At 71.1% G+C, this 23,877-nt stretch carries 22 protein-coding genes and 1 tRNA gene; 11 read left to right on the top strand and 12 right to left on the bottom strand.

Going from position 1 to position 23,877, the window contains the following annotated elements:
- The first annotated feature begins 41 nt into the window (after positions 1-41).
- The 3 genes from ABH926_RS28110 (at position 42) to ABH926_RS28120 (ending at position 4,024) form a co-directional block, all read left to right on the top strand.
- Positions 42-1,799 (top strand): acyl-CoA dehydrogenase family protein, encoded by a 1,758-nt coding sequence (locus tag ABH926_RS28110; RefSeq protein WP_370368822.1) that lies wholly within the window; start codon positions 42-44, stop codon positions 1,797-1,799.
- A 29-nt stretch (positions 1,800-1,828) separates the two neighbouring features.
- Positions 1,829-3,583: an NAD-binding protein gene (locus tag ABH926_RS28115; RefSeq protein WP_370368823.1), complete on the top strand. Its 1,755-nt coding sequence runs from the start codon at positions 1,829-1,831 to the stop codon at positions 3,581-3,583.
- A gap of 144 nt (positions 3,584-3,727) precedes the next feature.
- The gene (locus tag ABH926_RS28120; RefSeq protein ID WP_370368824.1) at positions 3,728-4,024 is read left to right on the top strand and encodes a DUF4190 domain-containing protein; all 297 of its coding nucleotides are present in this window, start codon (positions 3,728-3,730) and stop codon (positions 4,022-4,024) included.
- Positions 4,025-4,054: 30 nt separating this feature from the next.
- On the opposite strand, the gene ABH926_RS28125 is transcribed toward ABH926_RS28120, so the two are convergent.
- Both ABH926_RS28125 and ABH926_RS28130 read right to left on the bottom strand, forming a co-directional pair.
- Entirely contained in the window at positions 4,055-4,447 is a 393-nt protein-coding gene (locus ABH926_RS28125) for an SCO5389 family protein (RefSeq protein ID WP_370368825.1), read from the bottom strand.
- An 82-nt stretch (positions 4,448-4,529) separates the two neighbouring features.
- Positions 4,530-5,345 carry a LuxR C-terminal-related transcriptional regulator gene (locus ABH926_RS28130; RefSeq protein WP_370368826.1) on the bottom strand — a complete coding sequence of 272 codons (816 nt, stop codon included), beginning with the start codon at positions 5,343-5,345 and terminating at the stop codon, positions 4,530-4,532.
- 53 nt (positions 5,346-5,398) lie between these two features.
- Between ABH926_RS28130 and ABH926_RS28135 the strand changes: the two genes are divergently transcribed.
- Positions 5,399-6,244, top strand: coding sequence for an SDR family NAD(P)-dependent oxidoreductase (locus tag ABH926_RS28135; RefSeq protein ID WP_370368827.1), 846 nt, complete (start codon positions 5,399-5,401; stop codon positions 6,242-6,244).
- Between the two features lie 9 nt (positions 6,245-6,253).
- Here ABH926_RS28135 and ABH926_RS28140 read toward each other — a convergent pair whose 3' ends face one another.
- The 8 genes from ABH926_RS28140 to ABH926_RS28175 form a co-directional block, all read right to left on the bottom strand.
- Positions 6,254-7,159, bottom strand: a complete 906-nt coding sequence (locus tag ABH926_RS28140; RefSeq protein ID WP_370368828.1) for a carbohydrate kinase family protein — start codon at positions 7,157-7,159, stop codon at positions 6,254-6,256.
- Between the two features lie 36 nt (positions 7,160-7,195).
- Positions 7,196-8,248: a LacI family DNA-binding transcriptional regulator gene (locus ABH926_RS28145; protein ID WP_370368829.1), complete on the bottom strand. Its 1,053-nt coding sequence runs from the start codon at positions 8,246-8,248 to the stop codon at positions 7,196-7,198.
- A gap of 26 nt (positions 8,249-8,274) precedes the next feature.
- Positions 8,275-9,933 carry a glycoside hydrolase family 13 protein gene (locus tag ABH926_RS28150; protein ID WP_370368830.1) on the bottom strand — a complete coding sequence of 553 codons (1,659 nt, stop codon included), beginning with the start codon at positions 9,931-9,933 and terminating at the stop codon, positions 8,275-8,277.
- Positions 9,934-9,990: 57 nt separating this feature from the next.
- Positions 9,991-10,935, bottom strand: coding sequence for a sugar ABC transporter permease (locus ABH926_RS28155; protein WP_370368831.1), 945 nt, complete (start codon positions 10,933-10,935; stop codon positions 9,991-9,993).
- Positions 10,932-11,867: a carbohydrate ABC transporter permease gene (locus tag ABH926_RS28160; RefSeq protein WP_370368832.1), complete on the bottom strand. Its 936-nt coding sequence runs from the start codon at positions 11,865-11,867 to the stop codon at positions 10,932-10,934. The genes ABH926_RS28155 and ABH926_RS28160 overlap by 4 nt, the downstream gene beginning before the upstream one ends.
- Before the next feature lie 119 nt (positions 11,868-11,986).
- A complete protein-coding gene (locus tag ABH926_RS28165) occupies positions 11,987-13,282 on the bottom strand; it encodes an extracellular solute-binding protein (protein WP_370368833.1) in 1,296 nt (431 codons plus the stop codon).
- Positions 13,283-13,658: 376 nt separating this feature from the next.
- Entirely contained in the window at positions 13,659-14,450 is a 792-nt protein-coding gene (locus ABH926_RS28170) for a DeoR/GlpR family DNA-binding transcription regulator (RefSeq protein ID WP_370368834.1), read from the bottom strand.
- 77 nt (positions 14,451-14,527) lie between these two features.
- Positions 14,528-15,586 carry a class I SAM-dependent methyltransferase gene (locus ABH926_RS28175; protein ID WP_370368835.1) on the bottom strand — a complete coding sequence of 353 codons (1,059 nt, stop codon included), beginning with the start codon at positions 15,584-15,586 and terminating at the stop codon, positions 14,528-14,530.
- Positions 15,587-15,618: 32 nt separating this feature from the next.
- Here ABH926_RS28175 and ABH926_RS28180 point away from each other — a divergent pair, with 32 nt between their 5' ends.
- The 5 genes from ABH926_RS28180 to ABH926_RS28200 all read left to right on the top strand — a co-directional run bounded on the left by ABH926_RS28180 (position 15,619) and on the right by ABH926_RS28200 (position 20,663).
- Positions 15,619-16,431, top strand: a complete 813-nt coding sequence (locus tag ABH926_RS28180) for a UbiA family prenyltransferase (protein ID WP_370368837.1) — start codon at positions 15,619-15,621, stop codon at positions 16,429-16,431.
- A gap of 80 nt (positions 16,432-16,511) precedes the next feature.
- Positions 16,512-17,591: a type III polyketide synthase gene (locus tag ABH926_RS28185; RefSeq protein ID WP_370368838.1), complete on the top strand. Its 1,080-nt coding sequence runs from the start codon at positions 16,512-16,514 to the stop codon at positions 17,589-17,591.
- Entirely contained in the window at positions 17,588-18,115 is a 528-nt protein-coding gene (locus tag ABH926_RS28190) for an isoprenylcysteine carboxyl methyltransferase family protein (RefSeq protein WP_370368839.1), read from the top strand. The genes ABH926_RS28185 and ABH926_RS28190 overlap by 4 nt, the downstream gene beginning before the upstream one ends.
- Positions 18,100-19,191 carry an NAD(P)/FAD-dependent oxidoreductase gene (locus tag ABH926_RS28195; protein ID WP_370368840.1) on the top strand — a complete coding sequence of 364 codons (1,092 nt, stop codon included), beginning with the start codon at positions 18,100-18,102 and terminating at the stop codon, positions 19,189-19,191. Before ABH926_RS28190 ends, ABH926_RS28195 begins: the two co-directional genes overlap by 16 nt.
- A gap of 200 nt (positions 19,192-19,391) precedes the next feature.
- The gene (locus tag ABH926_RS28200; protein WP_370368841.1) at positions 19,392-20,663 is read left to right on the top strand and encodes an MFS transporter; all 1,272 of its coding nucleotides are present in this window, start codon (positions 19,392-19,394) and stop codon (positions 20,661-20,663) included.
- 60 nt (positions 20,664-20,723) lie between these two features.
- Here the strand turns inward: ABH926_RS28200 and ABH926_RS28205 are convergent, their stop codons facing one another.
- A complete protein-coding gene (locus tag ABH926_RS28205) occupies positions 20,724-21,926 on the bottom strand; it encodes an LCP family protein (protein ID WP_370368842.1) in 1,203 nt (400 codons plus the stop codon).
- Between the two features lie 185 nt (positions 21,927-22,111).
- Between ABH926_RS28205 and ABH926_RS28210 the strand changes: the two genes are divergently transcribed.
- Positions 22,112-22,184: transfer RNA gene (locus ABH926_RS28210), tRNA-Lys, on the top strand.
- 187 nt (positions 22,185-22,371) lie between these two features.
- Complete coding sequence (locus ABH926_RS28215) at positions 22,372-23,331, top strand: SMP-30/gluconolactonase/LRE family protein (RefSeq protein ID WP_370368843.1); 960 nt, start codon at positions 22,372-22,374, stop codon at positions 23,329-23,331.
- On the opposite strand, the gene ABH926_RS28220 is transcribed toward ABH926_RS28215, so the two are convergent.
- Positions 23,328-23,873, bottom strand: coding sequence for a phosphonate degradation HD-domain oxygenase (locus tag ABH926_RS28220; protein ID WP_370368844.1), 546 nt, complete (start codon positions 23,871-23,873; stop codon positions 23,328-23,330). The two genes, ABH926_RS28215 and ABH926_RS28220, sit on opposite strands and share 4 nt — an antisense overlap.
- Positions 23,874-23,877: the final 4 nt, after the last annotated feature.

Below are 23,877 nucleotides of genomic sequence, written 5' to 3' on the forward strand. Positions count from 1 at the left end.
CGCACCCCACCAGGAAAGTTACCCGCTGGTAGCCTTCCCTCATGACTTCAGACCCGGCCGCGCTGTTCAACCCGCGCACCCTCGACTTCTCGCGCTTCGACGAGGAGACCCAGCGGCTGCTCACGGCCGTCGTCGACTGGTTCGAGGGGCGGGGCAAGCGGCGCCTGCTCGCCGAGGACCTGGACCGGGTCTGGTACGCCGACTTCCTGGAGTTCGCCGCGAAGGAGAAGCTCTTCGCGACCTTCCAGACCCCCGCGACCGACGCCTTCGGCCCGGCCGCGCCGGCGCAGCGCTGGGACACCGCGCGCAACGCCGCGCTGAGCGAGATCCTCGGCTTCTATGGGCTGCCGTACTGGTACACCTGGCAGGTCACCGTCCTGGGCCTCGGGCCGGTCTGGATGTCGGAGAACGCCGCCGCGCGCGAGCGGGCCGCGCGGCTGCTCGACGAGGGCCATGTCTTCGCCTTCGGCCTGTCGGAGAAGGAGCACGGCGCCGACGTCTACTCAACCGACATGATCCTCACCCCGGACGGCGACGGCGGCTACACCGCCACCGGCGGCAAGTACTACATCGGCAACGGCAACGTGGCCGGTCTGGTCTCCGTCTTCGGCCGGCGCTCCGACGTCGAGGGTCCCGACGGCTACGTCTTCTTCGCCGTGGACAGCCGCCACGAGAAGTTCGAGCTGGTGCAGAACGTCGTCGACTCGCAGATGTTCGTCAGCGAGTTCAAGCTGCACGAATACCCGGTCACCGAGGCCGACATCCTGCACGCCGGCGCCGACGCCTTCAGCGCCGCGCTGAACACCGTCAACGTCGGCAAGTTCAACCTGTGCACGGCCTCGGTGGGCATCGCGGAGCACTCGTTCTACGAGGCCATCACGCACGCCCACAACCGCATCCTGTACGGCCACCCGGTCACCGACTTCGGCCACGTCCGCGCCTCCTTCGTCGACGCCTACGCCCGCCTGGTCGCGATGAAGCTGTTCAGCGCCCGCGCCGTCGACTACTTCCGCAGCGCGAACGCCGAGGACCGCCGCTACCTGCTGTTCAACCCGGTCACCAAGATGAAGGTGACCTCCGAGGGCGAGCGGGTCGTGGACCTGCTCTGGGACGTGATCGCGGCCCGCGGCTTCGAGAAGGACACCTACTTCAACGGCGCCACCCACTACATCAGGGCCCTGCCGAAGCTGGAGGGCACGGTCCACGTGAACCTCGCGCTGGTGCTGAAGTTCATGCCGAACTACCTACGCGTCTTTGACGGCATTGAGCACAGCGCGCCGCAGGACTACCCCGAGGTGCCCACGCGCTCCGACGCCGCCGACGACGCCTTCCTGTTCCACCAGGGCCCGGCGCGTGGCCTGGGCAAGGTGCGCTTCCACGACTGGCGCGCGGCCTACCGCGAGGCGGCCGGTGTGCCGAACGTCGCGCGGTTCACCGAGCAGGCCGAGGCGCTGACGCAGTTCCTGGCGACCTGCCCGCCGGACGAGGCGCAGCAGAAGGACCTGGACTTCCTGCTCAACCTCGGGCACCTGTTCACGCTCGTGGTCTACGGCCAGCTGGTGCTGGAGCAGGCGCGCCTGACCGGGCTGGAGGACGAGGTCGTGGACCAGATCTTCGACTTCCTGGTCCGTGACTTCTCCGAGTACGCCGTCGCCCTGCACGGCAAGGCGTCCTCGACGCCGGAGCAGCAGGCGTGGGCGCTGGGCGCGGTGCGCAAGCCGGTCGTGGACGAGGCGCGGTTCGGCCGGATCTGGGAGCGGGTGGCGGCTTTGTCCGGCGCTTACGAGATGCGCCCCTAGAGTTCACCGGAGCCCTCTACCATCCCCGCATGGGGGACTTGTTCATCGTGGTAGGGGGCAACGCCCTCGCCAACAGGCTCACGGTCGAGTTGACCCGACAGTACGGCGTCCGGACGGCGGCCATCGTGCCCGCCCAGGAGACGCCGTACACCATCCAGATCGCCAGGGTGCTCGGCGCGGAGAACACGATCACCGACGCCTACGTGTCGGAGGAGGCCCTGCGCCAGGCCGGGATCGACCAGGCGCAGGCGATCGCCTTCGTCGACGGCGACGACCGGACCAACATCCACGCCGCCATGCGCGCCGCGGCCCTGCGCCCCGGTATCAGGGTCGTGATCCGGATGTTCAACCAGCGGCTCGGGGTGCACATCGCGCAGCTGGTGGACAACTGCACGGTGCTGTCGGCGTCGGCCACGGCCGCGCCGGCGTTCGTCAACGCCGCCCTGCAACGCCCGCACTCGGTCAGCGCGGGAGGCCGGGCGCTGCGGGTCGCGATCGGCCCAGACATCGACATGCGGCAGACGCCGTTCCTGATCGCCGACGGCATCGACCGGGACCGGCAGTCCGAGATCGAGATGTTGCCGGTGGCGGCGGCGCGCAGCCGCACCCGGGAGTGGATGCTGTTGCAGGAGCGCTCGCCGCGGCACGCGGCGCTCCAGTTCCTGGACGTCACCGACATGGTGGTGCAAGGGAACGTGTACAAGGCCTCGCCGGCGGCCCGCCTGCTGTGGCGCGCGTCGGACACGCTGAAGTTCTTCACCAGCGCCAAGCTGCGGACGATCCTGATGGCGGCGGTGGCCACGCTGGTGGTGTCGTTCACCGGGATCTGGTTGCTGGCGCGGCCGTTCGGCTGGGCCGTGTACGAGTCCTTGCTCGACGTCGCCGGTTCCGCGGTCCCGGACACCTACGGCCAGCCGAGCTCGGTCGGCGGGAACCTGCAGCGGTTGTTCCAGGTGGCGATCACGCTGTCCGGCATCGTGCTGATGCCGGTGGTGACCGCGGTGTTCGTGGAGAGCACCGCGACCCGGCGCAGCGTCCGCACCCGGCAGCCGAGCACGGGCCTGCGCGGCCATGTCGTGGTGGTCGGCCTCGGCAACGCCGGCACCCGAGTCACGGCGCTGTTCCGCGAGCTCGGCGTTCCGGTGGTGGGCATCGAGCGCGACGCCGACGCCCGCGGGATCGCGGCGGCGCGCGGCCTGGACGTCCCGGCGGTGGTCGGCGACCGGCCGATCGACGACGCGCTGCGCCGCGCGCAGATCGGCCGGGCCCGCGCGGTCGTGGCGGTCACCGGCGACGACGTGACCAACCTGGAGGCGGCGCTGGAGGCCCGGGCCATCAACCGCGAGGTGCGGGTCGTGGTGCGGCTGTTCGACGACGACTTCGCCTCGCACGTCTACAAGGAGTTCGGCAACACCGCCTCCCGCTCGGTGTCCTACCTCGCGGCCCCGGCCTTCGCCGCCGCGATGATGGGACGCGAGGTGCTGGGGACGCTGTCGGTGTATCGCAAAGTCCTGCTGATCGCCGAGGTCGCCGTCGAGGCCGGCTCGGAGCTGGCCGGGCGGGAGCAGCACGACCTGGACAAGCCGGGCCTGACCAGGGTCCTGGCGGTGCGGCGGGCCGGGAGCACGGCGTTCGACTGGTCGGGGGCCGACCGCGGGCGGGTACTGGTGGCCGGCGACCGGCTGATCCTGGCGGCCACGCGCGCCGGTTTCGGCGCGCTGGCGGGGCGCGTCGGAGACGGGAATGAGGGGAATACGGAAGCGGAGCCGGAATCAGGAGACTGAGGCTGAGGCTGACAAGGGAGGAACACGACTGTGAGCGAGAGCCCTGGAGGCGGAACGGATTCCGGCGTTGAGGGGTTCGCCCCGCCGGACGGTGGTTTCGCTCCCGTAGGGCGCTCGGTTCAACAGACATATCCCGTGTATCCCGTGTATCCCAGCTACACCAGCGGCTACTACGGGCCGCCGCTGCTTCGGAAGCAGACCAGCGGTCTGGCGGTCACCGGCATGGTGCTCGGGATTCTCAGTCTGCTGCTGTTCTGGGCGTCGCTGCTGGCGCCGTTGCTCGCGATCCTGGGGATCGTCTTCAGCCTGACCGGGATATCGCAGGGTTCGAAGCCCGGCTGGACCGGTACGGGGATGGCCGTCGCCGGACTGGTGTGCTCCCTGCTCACCGCGGCGATCTGGGTCATGTTGGCGGTCATCCTGGCCACCCTCATCGCCTGACCCGCTCGGCCATCCCCGAGGCGTCAGTCCTCAGCAGTCCCGGAACTCCGGCGACTGGTTCAGGATCTGCGCCCGCTCCGACGTGAAACGCCGGTACGCCTCCGAGTCGGCGGCCTCCGGACGGAACACCGCGACGCGGTGGCAGTTCTGGAAGGCGAGCTTCACCGCGAAGCGCCGTTCCAGGCTGCCGCGGATGGAATCGGAGGCCAGAGCGCGCAGGAGTTGGCCGCGCTCGGCCTCGGACGGGGCGATCTGGTTGTCCGCGAACTGCTTGGCGGGGTCGGCGTGCAGTTCCGCGGCGAGCTTCTCGACCATGGTGTGGGCGTACGGGAGCGAGGCCGCGACGGTGTCGGCGAACGCGGTCTGGTCCACCTCGCCGGCCTCGGCCTGCTCGAGCAGGTGGGGTGCGACGTCCAGGGACATGCTGGGGCTTCCTCTCTCGAAAATGAATGTCGTTTTCAAGAGAAGGATAGACCGGGGCCGGGAACCGGGGCTCGCGCTTTGGTCAGCTCGGCGTGTCGCGCGCGGTGAACAGCACCGCGAGCTGGGTCCGGCTGCCGCAGGAGGTGGCGGCCAGGACGCGCGTCAGGTGCTTCTTCACGGTGTCCACGCCGATGAACAGCCGCGCCGCGATCTGCCGGTTGGTCAGCCCCTGCGCGGCGAGGTCCGCGACGTCCCACTCGCGCGGCGTCAGGTCCCAGTCGCCGCGCGACGCCTCGCGCGAGCGGTGCCGCGCCAGTTGCTCGACGGCCAGCGGCGTCAGGTGCCGGCGCAGCACACGGAGCACGGCGAGGTCGCGGTCGGGGACGCGGCCCGCCCCGGCCATCCCCAGCGCCGGGACCGCGAGGCCGACCCAGAGCACCCCGGACGGCGCGGCGTCGACGAGCATCGCGGCCTTGTCGGCGATCCCGCGCGGCAGCAGGAACTCGTCGCGGAAGCGGGAGCCGTCGGCCACGTCGGTCAGCCGCACGACGCCGACCTCGCCCAGCCACCGCAGGAAGGCCTCGTCGCGGAACGGGTCCCGCCGGGCCCAGCCCTCGGCGTCATAGGTGCGCAGGAACTCGGCCGAATACCCGGCCAGCACCCCGCAGCCGTTCTCGACCGCGTCGGACGCGGTGTCGCCGTGCAGCACCGTCACGCCGTTGTAGCCGAACCAGCTCTGCAACGCCGTGACCAGCCGCTCCCGGAACTCGGCGAGATCCCCGGCCCGGTCGACGGCCTCCACCACCCCGACCGCCCGCCGGTAGTCCTCCGGACTCAGCGGCTCGTCGGCGGGCAGGGGGCGGGGACGCGGCGCGGGGCCGGGCAGCGCGATGGTCACCCTTCGATGTTCCACCTTCGGGCCATACCGCGGCCACCGCGGTCCGTCCCAAGATGGACACCATGACAGACGCGATCCACACCCCCCGCCGCTGGTTCATCACCGGCGCGAACAGCGGCTTCGGCCTGGCCCTGGTCCACGCCGCCCTGGCGGCCGGCGACGAGGTGGTGGCCGCCGTCCGCCGCCCGGAGACGATGACCGAACTGGCGGCGGCATCGGCGGGGCGCGTATCAGTGGTCGAACTCGACGTCGGCAAGCACGAGCAACTCGCGGCCGCCGTCGAGGCCGCGGGCCGCATCGACGTCCTGGTGAACAACGCCGGCTTCGGCATCCTCGGCGCCATCGAGGAGACCAGCCAGGCCGAACTCCGCAACGCCATGGAAGTGATGTTCTTCGCCCCGCTCGAACTGACCCGCCTGGTCCTGCCCCAGATGCGGGCCCGCCGCAGCGGCACCGTCATCCAGCTGACCAGCATGGGCGGCATGCTCGCCTTCCCTGGCGTCGGCGCCTATTGCGCCGCCAAGGGCGCCCTGGAACTGGCCAGCGAGGCCCTGGCCGGCGAGGTGGCCCCACTGGGAATCAACGTCCTGATCGTCGAACCGGGCGCCTTCCGCACCGGCTTCGCCGCCCCGGCCGCGCTCCAGGCCGTGGACGCCCGCATCGCCGACTACGACGCCACCGCCGGCGCCACGCGCGACGGCCTGCCGACCTCGCACGGCGCGCAGGAGGGCGACCCGGCGAAGGCCGCCGCCGCGGTGCTCGAGGTGCTGGAGTGGAAGGAGCCGCCGCTGCGCCTCGCGCTGGGGAACGACGCGGTGGACGAGATCCGGAAGAAGCTGGCGGCGGTCGGCGCCGATCTCGATGCGACGGAACATCTGGGACGCGCGATGGGGGCGTGAGCCCTCGCCTCAGCCGAGATCCGCCTCCCCGGCGAACCGCTCCGCCGTCCCGTGAACCGTGCAGGCGAAAGCCCCGCACGCCAGCCCGCGCCGCATGCACTCCTCCACCGGCGCCCCGCGCAGCACCCCGGACATGAACCCGGTCACGAACGCGTCGCCGGCCCCGTTGCTGTCCACCACCGGCGCCGGCGGCGTGACCGCCGGGAAGTGGCGGACGCCGGGGACGTCGCGCAGCGCCAGGTACGCCCCGCGCGCGCCGTCCGTGGCCACGACGGTTCGGGCCCGGCCTCGGGCCAGCACGTCCGCGAGCGCCGCGTCCCGCCGGGCGCCCTCGCCCAGGTTCGCCGCGCTCATGAACACGTGGTCCGCGGCGTAGGCGAAGTCCTTGTGGTGGTCCGCGACGCCGTCCCAGTCGTGGAGGTCCGTCGAGATCGTCGCGGTGTGCCGGAGCGCCGACGGCAGCACGTGGCGTGCGTGGTCGGCGATGCACACGTGGACGTGCCGCGTCCGCGCGAGCCAGTCCTCGTAGAAGTCCTCCGGCAGGCGCTGGCCCGCCACGCCGCGCGGGTCGTAGAACGACATGCGCCGGCCGTCGGCGGACACCAGGTTCACCGCGCGCGTGGTGCCGGCGGCCGACGGGAGCCAGGAGAAGTCCAGCCTCTCCTCGGCGAAGCGGCGGCGGACCAGGTCGCCGAAGGGGTCCTGGCCGAGGAAGTCCACGAACTTCACCCGCAGGCCCAGCGCCCTCGCTCCGAGGGCCACGGCCGTGCCGGTGTGCGCGACGTAGGACTCGATCGGGTCCACCAGCAGCGAGTCCGCGTACGGCAGCGGCAGGTCCGGGACGCGGACGATCGTGTCGATCCCCGCGCCGCCGACCACCATGACATCGAACTCGACTTCAGTATCCTGCGACACCACGAAACCGCCCCGCCCCTGAGGTGAGAAACCGATCTACCGCCGCACCCGCGGCCCGGACCCCGTCGACCCGCGCACCACCAGCTCCGGTGCGAACACGAACTCCGTGTGCGGGGCGTGGCCGCCGCCGACCTCCTCCAGCAGCGCGCGCACCGCGGCCGCGCCCATGGCGGCGACCGGCTGGCGCACCGTGGTCAGCGGCGGGTCGGTGTACGGGATCAGCGGCGAGTCGTCGTATCCGACCACCGAGATGTCGCCCGGGACGGCCATGCCGCGGGCGCGCACCTCGGCGATGGCGCCGAGCGCCATCATGTCCGAGGCGCACACGATGCCGGTGCAGCCCTTGTCCAGCAGCTTCGCCGCCGCCGCGCGGCCGCCTTCGAAGCCGTACAGCGAGTACTCGACGAACTCCTCGGGGTTCGCCACCCCCAGGGTGTCGCGCAGCGCCGCCGTGAATCCCTCTATCTTGCGGATCACCGGGACGTAGCGCTTCGGGCCGACCGCCAGGCCGATGCGCTCGTGGCCGAGGTCGGCCAGGTGGTTCACCGACAGGCGGGCCGCCAGCGCGTCGTCCGGGGAGATGAAGGGTGCCGCGATGCCCTCGGCGTAGCCGTTGATGAGGACGAAGGGCACGCCCCGGTCGGACAGCCGGTGGTAGCGGTCGCGGGAGGCGGTGGTGTCGGCGTGCAGGCCGGAGGCGAACACGATGCCGGCGACGCCGTGCTCGATCAGCAACTCCACCAGGTCGTCCTCGGTGGCGCCGCCCGGGGAGACCGTCGCCAGCACCGGGGTGTAGCCGTGGTGGGTCAGGGCCCGCTCCACCGCCTGGGCCATCGCCGGGAAGATGGGGTTGTCCAGCTCCGGGATGATCAGGCCGATGAGGGCGGCGGTGCGCTGGCGCAGCCGGGTGGGCCGCTCGTAGCCCATGACGTCCAGCGCCGCCAGCACCGCCTGCCGGGTGGCGGCGGCCACCCCCGGTTTGCCGTTCAGCACCCGGCTCACCGTCGCCTCGCTCACCTTCGCCTGCGCGGCGATGTCCGCGAGTCGTGCGGTGGAGGGCAGTGAGGCGTTGTCCGTCATGGCGCCCATTCTTTCGCTCCCGGTCCTGGAAAATGCTAGATCCGCCACCAGGCGGCCGAGTCTGCGGGCAGGACGACACGGTCGGCCGTGACCGACACCTCGGCCGAGGCCACCAGCACCGTGCCCGGAAGCGGCAGCTCCACCGCCGCCGACCCGGTGTTCACCGTGCAGACGAACCCGTCGCCGCGCCGGAACGCCAGCACGCCCTCGGGCGCGGGCAGCCACACCAAAACCGTGTCGTCGGTCTCGGCGCCGAGCGCGGGCAGCTGCCGGCGCAGCGCGAGCGCCGAGCGGTACAGCTCCAGCATCGAGCCGGGGTCGCCGGACTCTGCTTCGACCGACTGCCCGCCCCAGGACGCCGGCGCCGGCAGCCACGAGGCCGTGGAGCCCTCCGGCCCGAAGCCGTACGTCGGCGCCTCGCCGGTCCACGGCAGCGGCACACGGCAGCCGTCACGGCCCTTCGAGGGGTCGCCGGACTGGATGCCCTGCGGGTCCACCAGGAACTCCACCGGGATGTCCAGCACCTCCGGCAGCCCGAGCTCCTCGCCCTGGTACATGTACGCCGACCCCGGCAGCGCCAGCATCAGCAGCGCCGCGGCCCGGGCCCGCGCCCGGCCCACGGCGCCGCCGCCGTAACGCGTGACGTGCCGCTTCATGTCATGGTTCGACAGCACCCAGGTCGAGGGCGCGCCGACCGAGCCAGCGGTGGCCAGCGAGTGGTCGATCGCGGTCCGCAGGGAGGCGGCCTCGAAGGGCCGGCCCAGGAAGTCGAAGTTGAAGGCCTGGTGCAGCTCGTCCGGCCGGACGTAGTTCGCCAGCCGCTCCGGCGTCGGCGCCCACGCCTCGGCCACGCCGATGCGCTCGCCGTCGTAGGAATCCAGCAGCAGCCGCCAGGCGCGGTAGATCTCGTGCACGCCGTCCTGGTCGAAGAACGGCAGGACCGCGTTGCCGATCATCTCGACGTGGTCGGCGTGCCCGACGTCCGGGAGCCCGGGGGCCTTGACCATGCCGTGCGCGACGTCGATGCGGAAGCCGTCGACGCCGAGGTCCAGCCAGAAGCGCAGGACGTCCAGGAACTCCGAGCGCACCTCGTCCAGGTCCCAGTTCAGGTCCGGCTGCGCGGGGGCGAACAGGTGCAGGTACCACTGGCCGGGCGTGCCGTCGGGGTTCACGGTCCGGGTCCAGGCCGGGCCGCCGAACACCGATTCCCAGTCGTTCGGCGGCAGCTCGCCGTGCTCGCCGCGGCCCTCGCGGAAGATGTAGCGGTCGCGGGCGGCGCTCCCCTCCGGCGCCGCCAGTGCTTCCACGAACCAGGCGTGCTGGTCCGAGGTGTGGTTCGGGACCAGATCGACGATGATGCGCAGGCCGCGGGCGTGCGCGTCGGTCATCAGGGCCCGGAAGTCGGCCAGGTCGCCGAAGACCGGGTCCACGGCGCGGTAGTCGGCGACGTCGTACCCGAAGTCGGCCATCGGCGAGGAGAAGAACGGCGTGATCCACAGCGCGTCCACGCCGAGGTCGGCCAGGTACGGCAGCCGGGAGCGGATGCCCGGCAGGTCGCCGACCCCGTCCCCGTTCGAGTCGGCGAACGAGCGGATGTAGACCTGGTAGATCACCGCGTCGCGCCACCAGTCGGTGCGCCGGGCGCCGGATTCGGACGCCAGGACGGCTTCGACGGCGAGTGTCTCGGTTGTCATGAACTCACGTGCCCCAGATTTTGTCGAACGCAGAGATAGTCGAACGGTGTGCGCGCATCAGCCCTTGGCGCTGCCGGAGGTCAGGCCGGCCACCAGGTTGCGCTGGACGAGCAGGAACATCACGCCGGCCGGGATGGCGATCAGCACCGACGCCGCGGTCATCAGGCCCCATTGGTCGGTGTACTGCGAGACGAAGGTGCGCAGGCCCACGGCCAGCGTGTACTTGTCCGTGCTCTGCATGAACGTGTTGGCGAAGGCCACCTCGGCCCACGCGGTGAGGAAGGAGTAGAAGGCGACGACGGCCAGCCCCGGCCGGGCCAGCGGCAGCACCAGGCGCCAGAAGGTGCCGAACGGCGAGAGCCCGTCGACCTTGCCGGCCTCGTCGATGTCGATCGGGATGGTGTCGAAGTAGCCCTTGAGCATCCACGCGCAGTACGGCACCGCGGTGGTGCAGTACACGAGGATCAGCCCGGCGAAGGAGTTCACCAGGTGCAGCTTGGACATGATGTTGTACAGCGGCACGATCAGCACCGCGACCGGGAACATCTGGACCACCAGCAGCAGCCACATGGTGGCGCGGAAGCCCGGGAAGCGCATGCGGGACACGGCGTAGCCGCACGTGGCCGCGATGAACACGCCCAGGACCATGGTGCCCAGCGAGATGATCAGCGAGTTGCGGAACCAGGTGAGGAAGTCGGTGTTCTCCAGCACCTGGGTGTAGTTGCCGAAGTTCAGGTGGCTGAAGTCGCCGGGGTGGGCCCACTGGCCGTTGCCGGTCTTCAGCGAGGTCAGCGCGACCCAGGCGATCGGGAACACCGCGATGAAGGACGCGGCGATCAGCGTGGCGTGGATCGCGATCGACGCCAGCGGCGAGCGCTTGGTGCGCGAGGCAGTCCTCACACCACCACGCGCGCGGTCGGAACGTCCCCGCTCGGCGGACTTCGCGGGCTCAGTGGGCTTCACGGACTCGGTGGGCTTCACGGACTCGGTGGCGGCGCTCATGCCTGCACCTCCAGCTTGGCCTGCGAGCGGCGGTAGACGGTGGCGAAGACGAGCAGCATCGACAGGATCACCACACCGTAGGAGGCGGCCTCGGCGTACTGCCGGATGTTCGCGAACGCGATCTGGTAGGCGTGGGTGACCAGGATGTCGGTGGATCCGGCCGGTCCCCCGCCGGTGAGCAGGAAGATGACGTCGAACTTGTTGAAGGTCCAGATGACGCCGAGCAGCGTCACCGTCATCATCACCGGCCGCAGCCCGGGCAGCGTCACCATCCGGAAGCGCTGCCAGGCACTGGCGCCGTCCATCTCGGCGGCCTCGTAGAGCTCCTTCGGGATGGTCTGCAGACCGCCGAGGAAGGAGACCATCATGAACGGCACGCCCAACCAGACGTTGACCGCGATCACCGCGATCTTCGCCGAGGTGGGCTGGGCCAGCCACTGCACGCCGTGCATCCCGAAGTACTTCAGCACGGAGTTGAACACGCCGTTGTCGTTGTACAGCAGGCGCCAGGCGAAGGCCGCCACGAAGCCGGGGACCGCCCACGGCAGGATCAGCATCAGCCGGTAGCCGCCGCGGAAGCGGATCTTGCGGTTCAGCAGGACCGCCAGGCCCAGGCCTATGGTGATGTGGAAGAAGACGTTGACGAAGGTCCAGATCAGCGTCCAGGTCAGGGTGCTGTAGAAGTGCCCGTCGTTGCCGGACAGGATGTCCCAGTAGTTGTGCAGGCCGACCGACTTGTAGCTCGGCGGGATGTGGTTCACGCCGATGTCGTGGCCGATGTTGGACTCGTCGGCGTTGGTGGTCGACAGGTACAGGCCCCAGACGAAGGGGTAGCCGACCAGCACCAGCATCACGATGACGACCGGCGCCGCCATGGCCCAGCCGTACCAGTATTTGTCGAACGAGCGGCCCAAGCTCTTGAGTGGACGCATTTCTATCCTTCGGACTTCGGACCCTGTCGTGCCGTCATGTCGTTTCGGCGAGGAGGTGAGCCGCGCGGGAACCGGGACCCTCACTTCCCGGTTCCCGGCGCGGCCGGCTTGCGCGGACCTCAGCTCTTGCTGAAGTCCGGCAGGATCTGCGCGAACTGCGTCGCGGCGTCGTTCAGCCCGTCCTGCGCCGACTTCTGGCCGCCGAGGATGGCCTGGTAGTCGGTGTCCAGCGGGGTGAACAGGTCCGAGGCGCCGGGGACCGGCGGGCGGCCGACGGCGCTCTTCAGCGGGCCCTCGAACGCCGAGAGGATCTTGTTGTTCGCGACCTGCGGGTCGGAGTAGGCCGAGGTGCGGGTCGGCAGCACGTTGTTCTTGGCGGCGATGGTGGCCTGGTTCTGCGCGTCGTTCAGGAACGCCACGAACAGGTAGGAGGCGTCGAGGTTCTTCGAGCCCGCGTAGACCACCAGGTTGTGCCCGCCGACCGGGGCGCCGGCCTTGACCGAGCCGGCCGGGACGGTGGCGATGCCCAGGTTGTCGGCGTTGGAGAACGCCGAGCCCTTCAGGTCGTCGGAGGTGGACCACGGGCCGTTGACGACCATGGCGACCTTGCCGTCCTTGAAGGCGGTCTGCATGTTGCTGTAGCCGTCCTTGGTCACGTCGGTGACCGCGGCGCCGGACTTGATCAGGTCCTGCGCGATCCCCACAGCCTTGAGCGTGGTGGCGTTGTTGACCGTGATCTTCTTGGCCGAGGCGTCGATGATGTCGCCGCCCTCGCCGTAGATGAACGGCAGCAGGTAGTAGGACGCGGCGTCCAGGAACGTGCCGTCCACCCCGGTCTTGGCCTTGATCTGCAGGCTGTCGCTCTTCAGCTCGTCCCAGGTCTTCGGCGGGGTGGTGATGCCGGCCTTGGTGAGCAGGTCCTTGTTGTACAGCAGCGTCAGCGTGTCTGTGACCTGCGGAACGCCGTAGATCTTGCCGTTGTAGTGGTCCGACGCGTACGGCCCCGGCATGTAGTCGGAGGCGTCCTGGAGGGCCGGCGTGTTGTCCAGCGGCTGCAGGTAGCCCAGCTGCGCGAAGGCCGGCGTCCAGCCGACGTCGGCGCGCAGCACGTCCGGGGCACCGCTGCCGGACTGCGCGGCGGTCTTGAACTTGTCCTTGGCGTCCGCGAACGGGACGTTGACGTAGTTCACCTTGATGTTCGGGTACTTGGCCTCGAACGCCTTGATGATCGGCTGGTAGCTCGGCGCCTCGTTGGTGGCGTCGGAGGTGTCCCACCAGGTGACCGTGCCCTTCACCGAGGCCGGGTCCTTGGCGGCGGCCGACGCGCCGCCCGATGACTTGCTGCTGCTGCAAGCACTTGCAGCAAGCGCCAGTACCGCTATCGCCGCAATCCCGGCGCCACGCCTTGCAGACATGCTCCGTCGCATCGAAGACTCCTTGAGGGGCCACTTGAGGGGACAGCCGCTGCTATCTGCGCGGCGTGGGTCCCGACGGTAGCAACGGGCGCGAGCTCGTGAAAGACCTTGCAGCAAGATTCTTGCAACTTGCGGATAACGATGCGGCAACACGGACTTCACATAAGCGCGGCGTGGGGCGGACGGTCGCGGGGCGACAGCGCTCCGCAGTGGTTGCTGCAAGTTTCAGCGGAGAGTTGGTGGGGCTGGGTCGTGTGGGAGCGACTCGTTTCGCACTGGCGGTCGACGGTCGTTGGTATGAGAAAACCCGGGGCGCGATGTGGTCACGCCCCGGGTCGGGAACTTCGCTAGGCCGGTCCCATGGACTCAGCCGCTCTCAATCGTCCCGCTCCGCCAGCACCAACTCGCCGACCTCCTCGGTCAGCACCTCCCGCGCCTCGCGCGGCAGCCCGTCGTCGGTCACCAGCACCGCGGCCTCGCCGAGCCCTGCGAAGGCCGACAGCCCGACCACGCCCCACTTCGTGTGGTCGGCCACCACCACCAGGTTGCGGGCGGCGGCGACCAGCGCCCGGTTGGTCTCGGACTCCATCAGGTTCGGGCTGGTGTAGCCGGCCGCGGCGTCCATGCCGTACACGCCGAGGAACACCTGGTCCAGGTGCAGGGTGCGGATGGCCTGGACCGCTATCGGGCCGACCAGGGCCTCCGAGGGCGTGCGCATGCCGCCGGTGAGGATCACCGTCTGGTTGGTGCCGGGCTGGGCGCTCTCGTGGGCGTGCAGCACGTCGGCGACCCGCAGCGAGTTGGTGACCACGGTCAGGTCGGGGACCCCGACCAGGTGCCGGGCCAGGGTGTACGTCGTGCTGCCGCCGCTGATGCCGATCGCGGTGCCGGGGCGCACCAGCGCCGCGGCCTTGCGGGCGATCGCGTCCTTGGCCGGCTGCTCCATCTCGGCCTTGACCGTGAAGGCCGGTTCGTCGGTGGAGCCGGCGCGCCGCACCGTCGCGCCGCCGTGCACCTTGGTCAGGAGTCCGCGCGAGTCCAGGACGTCCAGGTCCCGGCGCACCGTCATGTCCGACACGCCCAGCAGGCGCGTCAGGTCGTTGACCCGCACGCCCCCGGTCCGTTGGACCTCCTCGAGGATCCGCGCCTGCCGCTGCGCTGCCAGCATCGGATTGTCCCTGTCCCCTTCACGCTGCCCCGGCTGCCCGGCCGGCCTGGTTTCCGGCTGAACGCACGGTAACACGCTCACCAACGCTTACAGGCCTGGTAGAGCGCCAGACCCGGGATCCGGGCCGAGCGCACCCGCCGCGGCGGGTCGAAACCGGCGGCGGTCAGCCAGGTCCGGAGCTCCTCCGCGGTGTACACGGTCGAGCCGGAGGTCAGCCGGACGAACAGCGCCAGGTGCGTGGCGGCCGCGTTCGCCCGGGTCCGGCCGGGCCGCGGCGGGTCGGCGAAGGCGTCCAGGACGGCCAGCGTGCCGCCGGGCTTCAGCGCCGCGGCGGCGCGGGCGAACAGCACCGGGATCTCGGCCTCGGTGAGGTGGTGCAGCAGGTTGAAACACAGGACCGCGTCCTGGCCGTCCGGGAACTCGGCGGTGCGGGCGTCGCCCTCGAGGAACGTCACCTGGTGGGCCAGCCCCGCGGCCTCGATCACCTCCCGCCCGACCCGCGCGCTGCCGGGCAGGTCCAGCACGGTCGCCGTGAGACCGGGGTGCCGCCGGCACAGCATCGCCGAGTACCAGCCGTGGCCGCCGCCGACGTCCAGCACACTGGCGGCCCGCTCCGGCAGCGCCAGCCGCCGGGCCACCTCGGGCGCGGACAGCCGCGCCAGGTCCAGCTGGCCCATGATGTAGCGGCGCCAGTAAGGGTCCTCAGCTCCCCGGTCGTGGTGCTCCACGGAAGCGCCGGTCTCTATCAATCCGTCCAGGTCCCGCCACCAGTCGAAGTAGTCGCCGCAGGCGTTCACGAACCGCGCCACGCCCACCTCGGACTCCGGGTCCAGCCAGCGCCGGTCGCGCCGGGCCAGGCGCACCCGGCCGTCCCGGGACCGGCGCGCGTGCCCGGCGGCGACCAGGCAGTCCAGCAGCAACCGGGTCGGCGTCGGCGCCAGGCACAGGTCCCGGGCGATCTCCTCGGGTGTGGCCGGCGCGCTCGCCAGGCGCGCGACGACCCCCGTGCGCACCGCCGCCACCAACACGCCAGAGGCCGCAACACCACCCCATGCTTCGGCGGCGGGAGTCGGGACTAGGTTGGCGCGCAGGGCGATGCGCTCCAATAGGGTGCCGCCACGCAGGGCCAGTCGCATGGTCCTTGCATACCCCTGCCGAGGAGAACTTGATGCCGATCCTCAAAGCACTGTTCCGGACCTGCCATCCTCTGCCCTCGCTGGCGATCACGGCGATGTTCGCGGCGCTGATCGTCCAGGCCGCCCCGCACGGCATCGGCCCCGCCGCGGCGATCCCGGCGGTGCTGCTCGGCGAGTTCTCGATCGGCTGGTCGAACGACTACTTCGACGCCGCGCGCGACGCGATGGCCGGGCGGACCGACAAACCGATCGTCTCCGGGGCGATCGCGCAGCGGACCGTGCTGATCGCCGGGGCGGTGGCGGTGGTGGCCTCGGTGGCGCTGGCGTTCTCGATCAACAGCGCCTGCGGGACCGTGGACCTCACCCAGATGGCGGCGGGCTGGTTCTACAACGCCGGGCTGAAGATCACACCGGTGTCGGGGCTGGCGTACGCGGTCGGGTTCGGGCTGATCCCGGAGTTCGCGACCAGCACCGCCCCGGGCGTGCCGGCGGCGCGGCCCGCGGTGCTGATCGCGGCGGCGCTGCTGGGGGTCGGCGGCCACCTGGCCAACGCGCTGCCGGACCTGGAGGGCGACCGGATCGCCGGCGTCCGGGGGCTGCCGAACGTGCTGGCGGACCGCTTCGGCGCGCCGGCGGTGCGCATCATCACGGTGCTGCTGTTGCTCGGCGCCTCGGGGTTCCTGGCGTTCTCCGGATCGCCGTGGCTGTGGCTCGGGTTCACACTCTCGGCGGTGATCGCCTGGCTGGGCCTGGGCGGCGAGGGCCGCGCGCCGTTCCTCGCGGCGCTGGCCATCGCCGGGATCGACGTGGCGATGTTCGTCTTCGGCGGGGTGCCGCTGTCCTGACCCGCGCATTATTCGGCCGCACACGGGTACCGGGTCATCTGACGCGCCCGCGTCAGCGATTCCGGCCACCCGGCGAGGGAGTGAGATTGTCCCGCATCGCGGCAGTCACCTCAGCACTCCCCACGCACCGCCACCGCCAGGCCGAACTGGCCGCCGCGACCGCCGACCTGTGCGCGCTCCCCGCCACCCGGCGCGCGCTGCTGGACCGGTTCTACGCCAACGCCGGGGTCGACACCCGGCACACCGTGCTCCCGCTGGCCGGCTACCGGCAGCTGAAGAGCCTCGACCGCGCGAACGACACCTACATCGAGCACGCCACCGACCTCGGCGAGCAGGCCGTCGACAGCGCCCTGCGACAGGCCGGGGTGGCCGCGGAGGACGTCGACCTGTTCGTCACGACCTCGGTCACCGGCGTGTCGGTCCCCTCCCTGGACGCCCGGCTGGTGCCGCGGCTGGGGATGCGGCCGGACGTGAAGCGGGTGCCGATGTTCGGCCTGGGGTGCGTGGCCGGCGCGGCCGGGCTGTCGCGGATCCACGACTACCTGATGGCCTGGCCGGACCACACGGCGGTCCTGCTGGCGGTCGAGCTGTGCTCGCTGAACGTGCCGCTGGTCGACGCCACAGTGCCCGACCTGGTGGTCAGTGCCCTGTTCGGGGACGGCGCCGGGGCCGTGGTGGTGCGCGGCGCCGGCCGGATGCGCGGCGCCGGCGGGAGCGGATCGGGCGTCCGGATCGTCGCGACCCGCAGCGAGCTGTGCCCGAACACCCACGACGTGCTCGGCTGGCGCTTGGGCCCGCACGGGTTCCGCATCGTGCTGACCACCGAGCTCGCCGAGGTGGTGGAGCGAGAGCTCGGCAGCGTGGTCAAACGTTTCCTGGCCGACCACGGGCTGCAGGTCCCTGATGTGGTCGCGTGGGTCGTGCACCCCGGCGGCCCGAAGGTGATCGACGCGGTGCGCGACTCGCTGGAGCTGTCCGAGGACCGGGTGGCCACGGCGCGCGCGGCACTGGCCGAGGCCGGCAACCTGTCCTCGGCGTCGATCGTGCACGTGCTGGGCAAGGAGCTGGCCGCGCCGGACGCCGGGCCGGGCCCGATGATGGTCGTGGGCCTGGGCCCCGGGGTGAGCATCGAGCTGCTGCTGCTGGAGCGGCTCGGATGATCGTCTACTACGCGCTGGTCGTCGCCACGTGCTTCGAACGGCTCGCGGAACTTGTCGTGGCCAAGCGGAACGCGGCATGGAGCCTGGCGCGCGGCGGGGTGGAGAGCGGCCGCGGGCACTATCCGCCGATGGTGCTGCTGCACACCGGGCTGCTGGCCGGCTGCCTGATCGAGCCGGCGGTCGCGCACCGGTCGTTCGTCCCGGCGCTCGGGATCCCGATGCTGGTGCTGGCGATCGGCTCGCAGGCGCTGCGCTGGTGGTGCATCAGGACCCTGGGGCATCAGTGGAACACCCGCGTGATCGTGGTGCCGGGCCTGCCATTGGTGGACGCCGGGCCCTACCGGTGGTTCGCGCATCCGAACTACGTGGCGGTCGTGGTCGAGGGCTTCGCGCTGCCGCTGGCCGGTTCGGCGTGGGTGACGGCGGCGTGCTTCACGGTACTGAACGCCGTACTGCTGACCGTGCGGCTGCGCTGCGAGACCAGGGCGCTGGGTTCGGCGGAAGAGCTGTGTTCGACGTCCTGATCGTCGGCGGCGGCCCGATCGGTCTGGCGACGGCGTGCTACGCGACCGAGGCGGGGCTCACGGCGGCCGTCGCCGAGCCCCGGACCGGTCCGATCGACAAGGCCTGCGGCGAGGGACTGATGCCCCCCGCGGTGGCCGCTCTGCGGGCGCTCGGCGTGGATCCGCCCGGCCGGCGGCTGCGCGGCATCCGGTACCGCGACGCGCGCCACAGCGTGGACGCGGAGTTCCGCAGCGGCCCGGGGCGCGGGGTCCGGCGCACCGTGCTGCACGAGGCGCTGGCGAAGCGGGCGGCGAGCGCCGGAGTCGTCATGCTGCCCGAGCGGGTCACAGAGTTCCGGCAAACAGAGTTCCGGCAAACAGAGTTCCGGCAAACAGAGTTCCGACAAACAGAGTTCCGGCAGTCTGGCGGCGGCGTGCAGGCCTCGGGGATCACGGCCCGGTACCTCGTGGCCGCCGACGGCCTGCACTCCCCGATCCGGCGTGCCTGCGGTCTGGACCCGGAGCCGGCCCGGCACGCGCGGTACGGCCTGCGCCGGCACTTCCAGACCGCGCCGTGGACCGACTTCGTCGAAGTGCACTGGTCCTCACTCGGACCCGCTTCGGAGGCCTACGTCACCCCGGTCGGCGACGGCCTGGTGGGCGTGGCGATCCTCGGCCCGCCCGGCGCCGCCTTCGCCGACCGGCTGGCCGCCTTCCCGGAACTGCGCGAGCGGCTCGCCGGGGCCGCGGCCGGGCCGGTGCGCGGGGCCGGGCCGCTGCGGCAGGCGGTGCGCCGCCGGGTCGCGCCGGGCGGCCGGATCCTGCTGGTCGGCGATGCCTCGGGCTACGTGGACGCGCTCACCGGCGAGGGCATCAGCGTCGGGCTGGCGCAGGCCCGGGTGCTCGCGGAGTGCCTGGCGGCGGGCCGTCCCGGGGACTACGAACGGCAGTGGCGCCGGGTGTCCCGGCGCTCCAACGCGCTGACCGCCGCGCTGCTGGCGGCCCGCCGCAACCCGGTGCTGGGCCCGCGCGTCGTCCCGGCGGCCGGGGCGCTCCCGGCGGTGTTCGGCGGCGCGGTGCGGCTCATCACCGGCTGACCTGGCCATCGCCGGGGTTGTCAAGGGTATTCACCCGTACGGGTGTTCACCGGTGATCACCGAAGAGTTCACAAGAACCTGCCGTGAGAGTACATTGACGTACCGTGGCACGCGCAATCACCCAGTGTCACGGAAACCAGGGTGTTGACACGCAGCCGTAGGTCGGATCCTGGGCGCCGAGAACCGGGGGATGGGGGAGCATGGCCGACTCTGACAAAGCACCGCTCCCCCGCCATTTCTGGTGGTACTTCGTCGCCGGTGCGGTGTCCTGGCTCGGCGACGGCGTCATCGTCGTCGGCTTCCCGCTGCTGGCCGCCGGCCTGACCTCCTCGCCGCTGGGGATCGCGGCCGTGGTCGTCACCCAGCGGGCGGCGCCGATGCTGCTCTCGCTGCCGGCCGGGGCGCTGGCCGACCGCTGGAACGCCCGGGTGACCGCGGTGGCCACCAACGTGGCGCAGGCGGTGCTGTTCACGGTCGCCGCGGTGCTGGTCGCCGGGAACCACATCGGGCTGCTCTCGCTGATCGTCATCGCGTTCCTGGCCGACGCGCTCGGGACGCTGTTCACCTGCGCCAACGGCGCGCTGCTCGCGGACGTGGTGGAGCCGGCGCAGTACGGCGCGGCCAACACCTGGATCCGGGCCGCCAACACGCTGATCGCGTTCGTCATCGGCCCCGGCGTCGGCGGCCTGCTCTACGCCACCGGCCGCCAGCTGCCGCTGATCATCGACGCCTGCTCGTTCCTGGCCGCGGCCGCGGTGCTGACGGCGCTGCGGCTGCCGAACTCCCGCCCGCAGCCGGCCCGCACCGGCCGGCACTTCCTCACGGAGGTGAAGGAGGGCCTGCGGATCTCCTTCGGCCCCGGCCCCATGCGCCTGATGGCCGCGATGATCGGCACGATGACGCTGGCCCAGGCCGGCTCGGTCGCGGCGATCGTGGTGCTCGGCACGCACACCGTGGGGCTGGGCAAGACCGGCTTCGGCTGGACGCTGGCGGCCGGGAACGTCGCGGCGGTGGCCGTCATGCTGTCCATCGGGCGGCTCGCCAAGCTGCGGACGTCCTCGGCGGTCCTGGTCTGCCTGGTCTTCGGGATCATCGGCGAGCTCCTGCTGGGCACCGCGCACAGCGGCCCGCAGATGTCGCTCGGCCTGGCCATGGACGCCGCCGGGGTCCTGATCATCACCGTCGCGCTGACCACCGCGCGCATGCGCCTGGTCCCGCGCGAGATGCTCGGCCGGATGACCGGCGGCTACCAGACGCTGATGTACACGGCCGGCACGGTCGGCACCCTGGTCGGCGGGGCGCTGGCCGAGTCCAGCGGGCGGCTGCCGTACCTGGTGTGCGCGGCGGTCTACGCCGCGGTGCTGGCGACGTCTTTCCGGCGGGTGCGCGGGCTGGACGCGCAGCCGGAGCCGGCCGCCGCGCCGGTCACCATTCCGGCCCAGGGCGCCGCGGCCGTCGAGGTCGTGGACTGAGGCCTGAGACACCGCCGCCACGGCGGAGGCCGAGGGGCGATGTCCCAAGCGGGTCCCGTCCTACGTCGCCGAGAAGGGCGGCATCGTGGTGTCGTTGATCACCGCGCTCCACAGCTGCGCGGACTTGGTCTTGTCCCACAGGATGCAGGACCCGACCCCCGGGACGTTGTAGTCCTCGTTCGCGATCGGCACCACGATGGTGTGGCCGCTGCCGCCGCTGACGCCCTTCATGTGCTGGAACATGTCGTACAGGTCGCCCAGGCTGGTGCCGTCGTTCACCTTGAACGCGGCGAGCGAGTTGTCCAGCACCGGGACCAGCTTGAACGGGTTCATGATCACCCCGGCGGAGGACACCTTGTGCGCCAGGGCCGCCAGGAAGGCGCGCTGGCGCTGCATCCGGCCGATGTCGCCGAGCGGGTCGGCGTACCGCTCCCGCACGTAGGCCAGGGCCTGGGCGCCGTTGAGGGTCTGGCAGCCGGCCTTGAGGTTCGCGCCGGACAGCTCGTCCTTGATCGGCTTGTCCAGGCACATGCCCACGCCGCCGACCGCGTCGGTGACCTTCACGAAGCCGCCGAAGCCGACCTCGGCGAAGTGGTCGATGCGCACCCCGGTGGTGACCTCGATGGTCTTGATCAGCAGCGGGGCGTCCCCGAAGGCGTAGGCGGCGTTGAGCTTGTTCTTCGACTCCTTGTGCTGCTTGCCCTTGCTGTCGGTCCAGGCCGGGATGGTGACGTAGGAGTCACGCGGCAGGCTGATCAGCGAGGTCCCGTCGGACCCGGAGTGCAGGATCATCATCGAGTCGGTCCGCGAGGTGTCCCCGGTCACAGCCCCGGTCCCGGTGTGCAGCGCGTCCTGCTGGTCCTGGGTCAGCCCCTCCCGGCTGTCACTGCCGACCAGCAGCCAGTTGGTCCCCTTGCCCTCGGCCGGACGGCCCGGGTAGTCGGAGATCACATTCTCGTGCCGGATCTCCCCGGAGGCATGGAAGTAGAGCCAGGTCGCATACCCCCCGACCAGCAGCACCAGGGCCAGCGTCCCGGCCAGGATCCGCCGGGGCCAGCTGAAACGGCGCACCTTGGGCGGCCGGGGACCACCCCCGCCGCCCCGTCCCCCCGGCCGACTCCCCCGCAGCCGGTCCCACCTGGAGGGCGGACGCAACTCCACGGTGGGCTCGGGCTCCTGCGGGGTCCAGCCACCCGGCTGCTGGGGATTCCAGCCACCGGGCTCCTGCGGGGTCCAGCCATCACCACCATATGCACCACTCATGACACCGACCCTGCCATCCCCAGGTCCCGAAAGCCCCAAGACCGGGTAATAAGTCGGCAACGGTGCCCCGGACCCGCCCCCGGTGGCCACGACGTGGCCGAACCCCGACGTCCGGTTAACGATTTCGGGACGCGGGCCGTGGTCTGCTAATGTTTCACCCGTCAACGCGACACCGGCAAGATCAAGCGCCGCTAGCTCAATTGGCAGAGCAGCGGACTCTTAATCCGCGGGTTCGGGGTTCAAGTCCCTGGCGGCGCACCCGTAGCACATCCCCTGGCAGCTCAGCTGGCCGGGGGTTTTGTGTTTCCGGCCTCGAACTCAGCTCACCTCGTCTCTTTCCGCCGGGTGGCTACCTTACCGAAAAGTGGCTACTTCCCATCGGTAAGTCACCAGGTCAGCATGAGCATGTGCCGCGGGAGGCCGCGGCGGAAACGAGGATTCGTTCATGCTGCGACGGACACTGGTGACCCTGGCCGCGACGGGGGTCGCCCTGGCCGCCCTCCCGGCCACGGCCATGGCTGCGACCGCCCGACACCACAAACAGGGTCCTTACACGATCACCGTCGACGGCCAGAACGCTTTCCCCGAAAGCATCGCGGCCGACACCCACGACATGTACACCGGGAGCATCGACGACGGCACCGTCTACCGCGGACGCCTGGGAACCAAGACGCTCGAACCCTTCCTCCCGGCCGGCACGGACGGCCGCACCCAGGTCACGGGCATCAAAATCGCCGGCGACCGGCTCCTGGTCGCGGGCGCCTTCACCGGCCGCTTCTTCGTTTACACCAAGACCGGCAAGCTCGTCGCCTCCTACACCGTTCCCGACACCGGCGAGAAGACCCTCGTCAACGACGAGGCGGTGGCCCCGAATGGAGACGTCTACATCACCGACTCCCTGCGTGCGGTGGTCTACCGCGTCCCGGCCGCCGAGGTCCACGCCCGGGCCACCGGAATCCACCGCGCCCTGCAGGTCGCCTATCACCTGCCGGACTACGTGGCCGGCACGTCCAACGGCAACGGCATCGTCGCCACCCCGGACGGCAAGTCCCTGATCATCGGGTACTGGTACAGCGGCGCCCTCTACCGGCTGACCCTGGCCACCGGCGAGGTCCGCAAGATCGACGCGCCGCCGCTGGCCAGTGCCGACGGGATGGTGCTGCACGGCGACACCCTCTACATCGCGCGTTCCGTGAACAACGACGTCGCCACCCTGCGGCTGTCCCAGCACGACAGCCGCGGCACGCTCGTCTCCGAGCGCACCTACCCGGGAGCCGACACCACCACCGGCATCGCCGTCGCCGGGGACCGATTGCTGGTGACCAACTCCCAGATGGACACCTACCTCTACGGCGCTCCGCTGACCAGCCCCGTGTTCACCGTGGAGAACCTGCCGTTGCGTTAACGGCACAACAGCCCTTCCAGCAGCGGCTGGTAATGCTCGAACCCTGGGACGTCGGCGTCGGGAACCTTCGCCGCCTCGTCCCAGCGGCGCAGGGCCACCGCCTGCTCCGCATAGGGACCCCCGGCGAATCGCTCGGCCTGCTCGGCGGTCATCGGGCCGCCTTGCACGTTCAGCGTGTGGACGGACGCTTCGGACAGCTCGCCGAAGTATCCGGGCTCGACGGCGCACAAGTAGCGCTTCGCCGCCACGTGCAGCCGGACCGGTTCGGTGACCGCTTCCGGGAACCAGGCGGCAAGCCAGTCGGCGCCGGCGTGGCTGTGGCGGTTGTCGGTGCCCGCCATCAGCTCCTGGCCGCTGATCGGTCCGGTGAAGTGGCCGATGTCGTGCAGGAGGGCGGCGGCCACGAGGGAATCCGGCGCGCCGGCGGCCGCGGCCAGGGCGGCGGCTTGGAGCATGTGCGCGGCCTGGGTCACCGGCTCGCCGAGGTAGTCGCGGGCGCCTTGGTCGGCGAACAGCGCGGCTATCGTGTCGATCGGATTCATTGTG

Source organism: Catenulispora sp. GP43, from assembly GCF_041260665.1.
Taxonomy (GTDB): Bacteria; Actinomycetota; Actinomycetes; order Streptomycetales; family Catenulisporaceae; genus Catenulispora.

Coding starts and splice junctions, on each gene's coding strand:
- ABH926_RS28125 (WP_370368825.1), bottom strand. CDS start 4,447: ATGTCCCTGGACGTCGCACCCCACCTGCTCGAGCAGGCCGAGGCCGGC.
- ABH926_RS28220 (WP_370368844.1), bottom strand. CDS start 23,873: ATGAATCCGATCGACACGATAGCCGCGCTGTTCGCCGACCAAGGCGCC.
- ABH926_RS28215 (WP_370368843.1), top strand. CDS start 22,372: ATGCTGCGACGGACACTGGTGACCCTGGCCGCGACGGGGGTCGCCCTG.
- ABH926_RS28200 (WP_370368841.1), top strand. CDS start 19,392: ATGGCCGACTCTGACAAAGCACCGCTCCCCCGCCATTTCTGGTGGTAC.
- ABH926_RS28135 (WP_370368827.1), top strand. CDS start 5,399: ATGGACACCATGACAGACGCGATCCACACCCCCCGCCGCTGGTTCATC.
- ABH926_RS28115 (WP_370368823.1), top strand. CDS start 1,829: ATGGGGGACTTGTTCATCGTGGTAGGGGGCAACGCCCTCGCCAACAGG.
- ABH926_RS28170 (WP_370368834.1), bottom strand. CDS start 14,450: ATGCTGGCAGCGCAGCGGCAGGCGCGGATCCTCGAGGAGGTCCAACGG.
- ABH926_RS28180 (WP_370368837.1), top strand. CDS start 15,619: ATGCCGATCCTCAAAGCACTGTTCCGGACCTGCCATCCTCTGCCCTCG.
- ABH926_RS28205 (WP_370368842.1), bottom strand. CDS start 21,926: ATGAGTGGTGCATATGGTGGTGATGGCTGGACCCCGCAGGAGCCCGGT.
- ABH926_RS28155 (WP_370368831.1), bottom strand. CDS start 10,935: ATGAGCGCCGCCACCGAGTCCGTGAAGCCCACCGAGTCCGTGAAGCCC.
- ABH926_RS28150 (WP_370368830.1), bottom strand. CDS start 9,933: ATGACAACCGAGACACTCGCCGTCGAAGCCGTCCTGGCGTCCGAATCC.
- ABH926_RS28175 (WP_370368835.1), bottom strand. CDS start 15,586: ATGCGACTGGCCCTGCGTGGCGGCACCCTATTGGAGCGCATCGCCCTG.
- ABH926_RS28145 (WP_370368829.1), bottom strand. CDS start 8,248: ATGGGCGCCATGACGGACAACGCCTCACTGCCCTCCACCGCACGACTC.
- ABH926_RS28165 (WP_370368833.1), bottom strand. CDS start 13,282: ATGTCTGCAAGGCGTGGCGCCGGGATTGCGGCGATAGCGGTACTGGCG.
- ABH926_RS28110 (WP_370368822.1), top strand. CDS start 42: ATGACTTCAGACCCGGCCGCGCTGTTCAACCCGCGCACCCTCGACTTC.
- ABH926_RS28190 (WP_370368839.1), top strand. CDS start 17,588: ATGATCGTCTACTACGCGCTGGTCGTCGCCACGTGCTTCGAACGGCTC.
- ABH926_RS28160 (WP_370368832.1), bottom strand. CDS start 11,867: ATGCGTCCACTCAAGAGCTTGGGCCGCTCGTTCGACAAATACTGGTAC.